This is a genomic window from Microbacterium sp. (assembly GCF_035277845.1).
Taxonomy (GTDB): domain Bacteria; phylum Actinomycetota; class Actinomycetes; order Actinomycetales; family Microbacteriaceae; genus Microbacterium.
In genome coordinates, this window is record NZ_DATEJS010000152.1 from 1 (window position 1) to 8,197 (window position 8,197).

6 protein-coding genes are annotated in these 8,197 nt (G+C 72.7%); 2 read left to right on the top strand and 4 right to left on the bottom strand.

What is annotated here, in order from left to right; genetic code table 11:
• Both VJR25_RS06570 and rpsT read left to right on the top strand, forming a co-directional pair.
• The coding region (locus VJR25_RS06570; protein WP_324113796.1) for an ExeM/NucH family extracellular endonuclease at positions 1 to 1,894 on the top strand (1,894 nt) is incomplete at its 5' end.
• A 211-nt stretch (positions 1,895 to 2,105) separates the two neighbouring features.
• A complete protein-coding gene (gene rpsT / locus VJR25_RS06575; RefSeq protein ID WP_324113798.1) occupies positions 2,106 to 2,366 on the top strand; it encodes a 30S ribosomal protein S20 in 261 nt (86 codons plus the stop codon).
• 108 nt (positions 2,367 to 2,474) lie between these two features.
• Here rpsT and holA read toward each other — a convergent pair whose 3' ends face one another.
• The 4 genes from holA to VJR25_RS06595 all read right to left on the bottom strand — a co-directional run.
• Positions 2,475 to 3,524, bottom strand: a complete 1,050-nt coding sequence (gene holA / locus VJR25_RS06580; RefSeq protein WP_324113800.1) for a DNA polymerase III subunit delta — start codon at positions 3,522 to 3,524, stop codon at positions 2,475 to 2,477.
• Positions 3,525 to 3,554: 30 nt separating this feature from the next.
• Complete coding sequence (locus VJR25_RS06585) at positions 3,555 to 5,936, bottom strand: ComEC/Rec2 family competence protein (RefSeq protein WP_324113802.1); 2,382 nt, start codon at positions 5,934 to 5,936, stop codon at positions 3,555 to 3,557.
• On the bottom strand, positions 5,936 to 6,628 hold the full coding sequence (locus VJR25_RS06590) for a helix-hairpin-helix domain-containing protein (protein WP_414683744.1): 693 nt from the start codon (positions 6,626 to 6,628) through the stop codon (positions 5,936 to 5,938). The genes VJR25_RS06585 and VJR25_RS06590 overlap by 1 nt, the downstream gene beginning before the upstream one ends.
• A gap of 142 nt (positions 6,629 to 6,770) precedes the next feature.
• A partial coding sequence (locus tag VJR25_RS06595; RefSeq protein WP_324113806.1) for a class I tRNA ligase family protein occupies positions 6,771 to 8,197 on the bottom strand: 1,427 nt, incomplete at its 5' end.

Genomic DNA, 8,197 nt, shown 5'->3' on the forward strand with positions numbered 1-8,197 from the left:
CGTCGAGGTGACGGGCACGGTCACCGAGTACCACGGCCTCACCGAGATCGCCTCGACGTCCGTCACCCCGATCGACGAGCGCGTGGACGCTCCGGTGCCGACGCCGCTCGCCTGGCCGCGCACGGATGCCGAACGCGAGGCGTTCGAGTCGATGCTCGTGACGCCGAGCGGCCCGTTCACGGTGACCGACACGCACACCACCCACCAGTACGGCGAGGTCGGTCTCGCCTCGGGCACCCAGCCGCTGCGTCAGCCCACCGACGTCGCGCGCCCGGGGACCACGGCCGCCGCCGACGTCAGGGCCGACAACGCCGCGCGTGCGATCACGCTCGACGACGGCGCCTCGACGAACTTCCTGAGCGCCGCGAACAGCAGCCTCACCCCGGCGTACGTGTCGCTCGCCGAGCCCGTGCGGGTCGGAGCATCGGTGACGTTCACGCAGCCCCTCATCGTCGACTGGCGCAACGACGTGTGGAAGCTGAACCCGACGCAACCCCTCGTCGGCGACGGCAGCGGAGCCGGCGACGGCGTGGACTTCGAGAACACGCGCACGGCGGCGCCGGCGAGCGTCGGCGGCGCCGTGTCGGTGGCATCCTTCAACGTGCTGAACTACTTCACCACGCTCGGCGACAGCGATCCCTCGTGCACGTCGTACACCGACCGCACCGGGGACGGCCTCACCGTGCGCGGCGGCTGTCCACTGCGCGGCGCGTGGGATGCCGGGGACCTGGCACGCCAGCAGGCCAAGATCGTCGCGGCGATCAACCGGCTCGACGCGTCGGTCGTGGGGCTTCTCGAGGTGGAGAACTCCGCCGTGCTCGGTGAGCCGAAGGACGAGGCTCTCGGGACCCTGGTGGCGGCCCTCAACGACGCGGCCGGATCGCAGAAGTGGTCGTTCGTGCCGTCGTCGAGCGAGCTCCCCCCGCTGTCGCAGCAGGATGTCATCACCGCGGCGATCATCTATCAGCCGGCTGCCGTCACCCCGATCGGCGCGGAACGCGCTCTCGGCACGCAGTCGGCTGCCGGGCAGGCGTTCGCGAACGCGCGGCCGCCGCTCGCGCAGGTGTTCCGTCCGGCTGCCGGCGGGGAGAAGTTCCTGTTCAGCATCAACCACCTGAAGTCGAAGGGGTCCGCCGGTCCCTGGCCCGGCGACGCCGACGCCGGCGACGGGCAGGGGGCCTCCAACGAATCGCGTGTCCGGCAGGCGACCGCCCTGCGCGACTGGATCGAGCAGATCCGCGGCGGCATCACCACCGTGGCGCTGGCGGGTGACTTCAACTCATACAGCGCCGAGGATCCGCTGCAGGTGCTGTACGACGCCGGGTACGTCGACGCCGAGCACGCCCTCGGGATCGACACGTCGTCCTACTCGTTCGACGGCCTGTCCGGCTCGCTCGATCACATCCTGCTGAGCCGCGACGCCCGGCAGCGCGCCACCGGCGGCGACATCTGGAGCATCAACTCCGGCGAGTCCGTCGCGCTCGAGTACAGCCGCTACAACGTGAGCGGCACTCTGTTCTACGCACCGGACCCGTACCGCTCGAGCGATCACGACCCGGTGAAGGTGGGCTTCGCCGCCGGCACCGACGAGCGTCCGCTCGCAGCGGTCGCGCTCGCTGCCACGAGCAAGGTGAGCGTGAACGGAGCCCATCCGGCATCCCTCACGGCGTCGGTGACGCTGCCCGGCGGCGCCCCTGCCGACGGGACGGTGGAGTTCCGCGAGGGCTCGGTCGTGGTCGGATCGGCGACCGTGGTCGACGGCGTGGCGACGCTGACACTCGGCGACATCGCGCGCGGAGACCACACCTACGTGGCGACGTTCGCGCCGGCCGACCCGGACAGCGTGCGAGGCGCCGCGAGCGCACCGGTCACGCTGCGGGGCGTCCGCAGGTGAGCGCCCGCGGCTGAGTGGCCCGCACGGGATGCCGCGCACGCGCGTCGTGCGCGGCATCCCTGTGTTCTGGCAGGAACGAAGCCGCAAGACCTGGTAAAGTCATTCCTTGGCTTGCGTGTGGGTGTCCAACTCGCACAAGCCGGGTGGCTCCCCTCTCTCTCACTCGTCGCCCGGTACTCAACCGATCACCTGAACGAAAGAAACGTCGAACGTGGCGAACATCAAGTCGCAGATCAAGCGCAACAAGACCAACGAGAAGGCGCGTCAGCGCAACCAGGCCGTCAAGAGCGAGCTGAAGACCGAGGTGCGCCGCACCCGCGAGGCCATCGCCGCCGGCGACAAGGCCGCCGCCGAGAAGGCTCTGGTCAAGGCGTCGCGCAAGCTCGACAAGGCCGTGAGCAAGGGCGTCATCCACCAGAACCAGGCAGCGAACCGCAAGTCGGCCATCGCCAAGCAGGTCGCCGCGCTCTGAGCCGCTGAGCTTCTCGAAGGCCCGTCCCAGCTGGGGCGGGCCTTCGTCGTCGCCGGAACCGGTCGTCGCCGGCGGGCGCGCCCGTCCGGCTCGGAGTCGGATGCCCCCTCAGCGGGTGCCGTACGGCGCCCGCGTCGCGATCACGGTGATCAGGCGTTCCAGCGCGAAGACGGCATCCCGCGAGGCGCCCTTGACATCGGCGTCGGCTTGCGCGGCTGCCATGATCGCCAGGCCGAGGCTCTGCTGGTTCCATCCGGACAGGTCACGGCGGGCGTTGTTGACCTGCCAGTCCTTCATGCCGAGCCGTGCCGCGAGCGCCGGAGCGGATTCGCGGCTGCCGGCCACCCGGGCCATCGTGCGCAGCTTCATCGCGACCGCGGCGACGAGCGGCACCGGGTCGACGCCGGAGTCCATCGCCTGCCGCAGAGCCATGAGGGCGTCGCCCAGGCGCCCGGAGATGGCGGTGTCGGCGACCGTGAACGCCGAGGTCTCCACCCGACCCCCGTAGTAGCGCTCGACGACCTCGGCGGTGACGTCGCCGGGCACGTCGGCGATCAACTGCTGGCACGCCGCGGCGAGCTCGGTCAGGTCACCGGTGAACGCGGACACGAGCGCGCGCAACGCGGCGGGAGCGATCCTCTTGCCCGCCGCCTTGAACTCGCCCGCCGCGAAATCGTGGCGGTCGCCGTCGCGCTTGATGACGGGGCAGGGCACTTCCACTCCCCCGCCGATGCCCGCCCGGATCGCGTCGAGCAGCTTCTTGCCGCGGACGCTCGCGCCGGTGTGTCGCAGCACGACCGTCGCGCCGTCCTGCGGGGTCTCGATGTAGGCGAGCGCCTCGGTGAGGAACGCGTCGCTCATCTTCTCGCCGCCGGTGATCCGCACGAGCCGCGGCTCGCCGAACAGCGACGGGGACGTCACCGCCAGCAGCGTGCCGGCGGCGTAGTCGTCGGCACGGATGTCAGACACCTCGAGCGTCGGATCCTCGGCCCGAAGGTAGTCCCGCACCCCGGCGATCGCCCGCTCCGCGCAGACGTCCTCCGGGCCGGAGACGAGCACGATCGGCGCCGGCTGCGGGTCGCGCCAGGACAGCTGCGGGATGGCCGCGCGGGCGCCCCCGGACTTCGATGCGGAGGAGCGTCGGGGTGCCGGGGCCATGCCTTCCAGCGTAGCCGGGGGCTCCGACGTTCACCGCCCCGGAGTGCCCTCCGGGGCGGTGGGCGGGCGCTCGTGCCAGAGCGCCACGCCGGCGGGCGTCTCGGTCGCGGTCACGATGCCCTCGAGGTCGGTGCGGTGGATCTGCGCGCCGAGGGCGGCGAGGAACCCGAGGGTGGGACTGCGCGGATGCCCGTAGTCGTTGTCCGCCCCCACCGAGATGAATGCGACGGGCGCGCGCACCTCGGCGTACAGGCGGGGCTCCTGGTCGGCGCTGCCGTGGTGGGCGACCTTCACGAGCTCGTACGGCGGCCGCAGGCCACCGCTGCGCAGGATCGCCGCCTGTGCCGTGGCATCCGTGTCGCACAGGTAGACGCCCGTCGGCATCCTCGGGCCGCGCACGTCCAGCACGACACAGGATTCGTTGCCGGGCGGATATCCCCGCCCGTCTGCGAGGGGCCACAGCACCGTCCAGGTCGCCGTGCCGAGCGGTCCGCTCATGCCGGCCGCCGCGTCGACGAGCGCGGTCCCCTCGTCGGCGAATTGCTGCAGCAGCCGGCCGGACGCCGGCTTGTCCACCGGCCCGTGCAGCAGCGCGTCCACCCGGCCGACGAGCGCCCCGGCGGCGCCCGCATGGTCCTTGTCGTAGTGCGTGAGCACGAGGAGGTCGATGCGCCCCACGCCGAATCTGCTGAGGCACTCCGTCAGCGGGGCGGGTTCCGCGCCCGTGTCGATCAGGGCGATGCGGCCCGCCGAGCGCAGCAGGATCGCGTCGCCCTGGCCGACGTCGCAGAGCGCGACCGACCAGTCCCGGGGCACGGTGAGCGGAGCGGCGACGCCGTCCAGCGCCGCGAATCCGCCCCAGACGCCCACCGTGATGGAGACCCCCGCAGCGGTCGCGACGCGCATGCGGCGAGCCGGACGCCCCGGCGCCGCCGGTACCGCGAGCAGGACGATGCCGGCGCTCAGCGCCGCGAGCGCCACGGCCCCGGCGAGGCCGGTCAGCCACGGCATCCCATGTCCGGGGATCGTCGCGAAGACATGCGCCGTCGCCGCGATCCATGCGGACGGCACCCACGTGAGGGCCGCAAGACCCGCCTGAACGACGGGGACCGGGAGCGCCAGGCACGCGGCGACGCCGAGCACGGTGGCAACCGGTGCGGCGAGCGCAGCGAGCAGGTTCGCCACGACGCCGAGCACCGGCACGGTCGGGTTGATGAGCACGAGCAGGGGCCCGCACACCAGCTGCGCCGCCAGCGGCACGCTGATCGCGAGCGCGAGCATGCCCGGCATCCAGCGTGACAGGCCCGCCGCCAGCGGGCGAGCCAGCACGAGCAGCGCTCCGGTGGCCGCCGTCGACAGCGCGAACCCCAGCGACAGCGCGAGCCAGGGATCGAGCAGCATGGACGCCACGACCGCGAGCAGCAGCAGGGCCACGCCGAGCCGCGCTCGGCCGAGCAGCAGCGCCAGCATCGCGATCCCCGCCATCATCGCGGCGCGGACGACGCTCGGCTCGGGTGTCACGAGCACGACGAATGCCGCGAGGGCGGTGAGCCCCGCGGCGACCCGGATGCCCCGGCGCGCCCCGCACAACGCGGCGAGACCGAACGCGATGCCCACCACCAGCGCGCAGTTCGCGCCGGAGACCGCGGTGAGGTGGGTGAGCGAGCTCGCCTTCATGTCGGCGTCGAGTGCCGCGGTGACGCCCGTGGTGTCACCGACCGCCAGTCCGGGGATGAGCCCGGCTGCCGGCTGCGGAAGCCCAGCGGTCGCGTCGACGAGTCCCCGCCGCAGTGCGGAGGCCACGGCGACCGGCCCGTCGGCTCTGTCGACGACCCGGGCGTCGCGCGTGCCTCGCACGAGGAACACCGCCCGTTCTCCGGCGTCGGTGCGCAGCGCCGTGCCGGGCACCTCCATCGTGTCGCCGAGGCCCACCTGGAGCGGCTCGGGCAGCTGCACCGTGACGGGCACGCGGACCGCATACGCCTCCGGCCCGATCCGCACCGTCGTCGCCGCCGCGTCGAAACGCACGCCGCCCATGCTCGTCCGCGCGGTCGACCCGGTCACCGTCACGGAGACGACGAGGCTGCGTCCACCGCTCGTCGACAGCGCCTGCGCTGCCGCGCGGGCGGGCTGAGCCGCGGCGACGTGCGACAGCACCGCCGCCGCCAGCGCGGATGCCACCGCCGTCAGCACCAGCGCACTCACCGGCCCGGCGCGCCGCTGCTCGGGAAGCCTCCGCGCCAGCACCCCCGCGACGAGGACCAGGCATCCGGTGACCGCCCACCCGATGCCGGCGGCGACGCCCGCCGATCCCGGGTGGAGCACCCCGACGGCGGCGGCCGCCCACGAGGCGGCCGCCACCGGCACGAGCCGCAGGTCGGTGGCGCGCAGCCGCTCGGTCTCCGCTCCCATCAGACCGTCACGAGGTCACGCAGGGACGCCAGCATCTTGTCGCCGATGCCCGGCACGGCGAGCAGGTCGTCGACGCTGGTGAATCGCCCGTTCTGCGTGCGCCACTGCAGGATGCGCTCCGCCAGCGCCGGTCCGATTCGCGGCAGCGCCTCGAGCTGCTCCTGCGTCGCGGTGTTGAGGCTCACTTTCCCCCCGGCGCCAGCCCCGGAGCCGGTCGTCACCGCCGATCCGCCCGCGACGCCCGGCGCGGACGGCGCCCCGCCCGGCGGTGCGCTCCCGACCGCCGGCACGGCGAGTTGCTCGCCATCGGTCAGCGGCCGCGCCAGGTTCACGGCATCCCGCTGCGCCTTCGCCGTGAAGCCTCCCGCGGCCGAGATCGCGTCGAGCACGCGGGCGTCCTTCGGGAGTACGAACATGCCTGGATGCCGCACCGCACCGACGACGTCGACGTAGACCCGCTGGCGGGAATCGACCGTCGGCGCCGCAGCCGGACGCGCGGTCGCCCCGTCCGCCGGTGCGACCGCTCCTCCTCCCGTGCGGACCACCCCGATGACGACCGTGACCGCCAGCGCCGCGAGCACCAGGACGATCGCGGCGCCGACCCCCAGCCGTCGCCGCGGCGATGCTGCCTGCGGGATCTCGTCATCCGGCTCCTGATCGGCCTCCGGCGCGAAGGGATCGTCGGAGAGGATGGCCACCCGGCCACGCTAGGTCCCATTCGCTCGACCCCGAGGCTGCGGCCCCGACGCTGTGCAGAACCGACCGGAGGCCGCGCCCGTGTGGACGGACGAATGCCCCGCCATCGAGCGGGGCATTCGGTCAGGCCATGTGGATTCAGCGCACGATGAAGCTGACGACCTTCGGCGCGCGCACGATCACACGCACGACCTCGCGGTCGCCGATCGCCCGCTGCACGCGCTCGTCGTCGCGGGCGAGCTGCTCGAGGGCGTCCGATTCGATGCGCGCGGGCACCTCGAGCGTCGCGCGCACCTTGCCGCCCACCTGCACGACCGCGGTGACGGTGTCCTCCACCAGCAGCGTGGGATCGGCCTGGCGCCACACGGTCAGGCCCACGAAGCCGTCATAGCCGAGAATCTGCCACATCTCCTCCGCCAGGTGCGGAGCGAAGGGGTCGAGCATCATCGCGACGACCTCGGCCGCTTCGCGCACCGCGGGGTCCGCGGCGCCCGCGCCCGAGTCGATGACCTTGCGCACGGCGTTGACGAGTTCCATCAGGCGGGCGACCACGACATTGAACTTGGTGTGCTCGATGAGGCCCGGGGCATCCGCCAGCAGGCGATGCGTCACGCGGCGCAGAGCCTGGTCGCCCTCGGCCCACACCACGTCCGTGTCGCTCGTGACGTCGCGGGCGACGCGCAGCGCGCGGGCGAGGAACTTGGCGGCGCCCGTGGTGGACACGTCATCCCAGTCCTTGTCGTCCTCCACCGGGCCGGCGAACGCGAGAGCCACGCGCAGCACGTCGGCGCCGTGCTGCTCGAGCTCCTCCTGGAACAGCACCAGGTTGCCCTTGCTCTTGGACATCTTCGCGCCGCCGAGGATGACCATGCCCTGGTTGATCAGGCTGGAGAACGGCTCGGTGAAGTCGACGAGCCCCATGTCGTACAGCGCCTTGGTGATGAAGCGCGCGTAGAGCAGGTGCAGGATCGCGTGCTCCACCCCGCCGATGTAGAAGTCGACGGGTGCCCACCGGCTCGCCTCCGCACCGGAGAACGCCCGCGTGGCGTCGCCCGGCGACAGGAAGCGCAGGAAGTACCACGAGCTGTCCACGAACGTGTCCATCGTGTCCGGGTCGCGCAGCGCCGGCTCGCCCGTGGCCGGGTCGACCGTGTTCACCCACTCGGTCGCGGCGCCGAGCGGGGACGCCCCCTTCGGGGTCAGGTCGAGGTCCGAGGCCTCCGGCAGGCGCACCGGCAGCTGGTCGTCGGGCACCGGGATGATCTGGCCGTCCTCGGTGTGCAGCATCGGGATCGGGGTACCCCAGAACCGCTGACGGGAGATCAGCCAGTCGCGCAGGCGATAGGTCTTCGCCCCGTAGCCGGTGCCGGCCGCCTCGAGCTCCTCGATGACGCGGGCGATCGCGTTGCGCTTGGAGAGCCCGTCGAGCGATCCGGACCGGATCATGCGGCCCTCGCCGGTCAGTGCGATGCCGGTGCGCACCGGGTCGAAGTCGTCCAGGGATGCGCCTTCCGGCTCGATCGGCACGCCGTCGTCGTCGAGCTCGATGACCGGGATGGCGCCGG

What these genes read in the sequence shown, in the direction of transcription:
- holA (WP_324113800.1), bottom strand. Translation starts at nt 3,524, where the DNA reads ATGGCCCCGGCACCCCGACGCTCCTCCGCATCGAAGTCCGGGGGCGCC.
- VJR25_RS06585 (WP_324113802.1), bottom strand. Translation starts at nt 5,936, where the DNA reads ATGGGAGCGGAGACCGAGCGGCTGCGCGCCACCGACCTGCGGCTCGTG.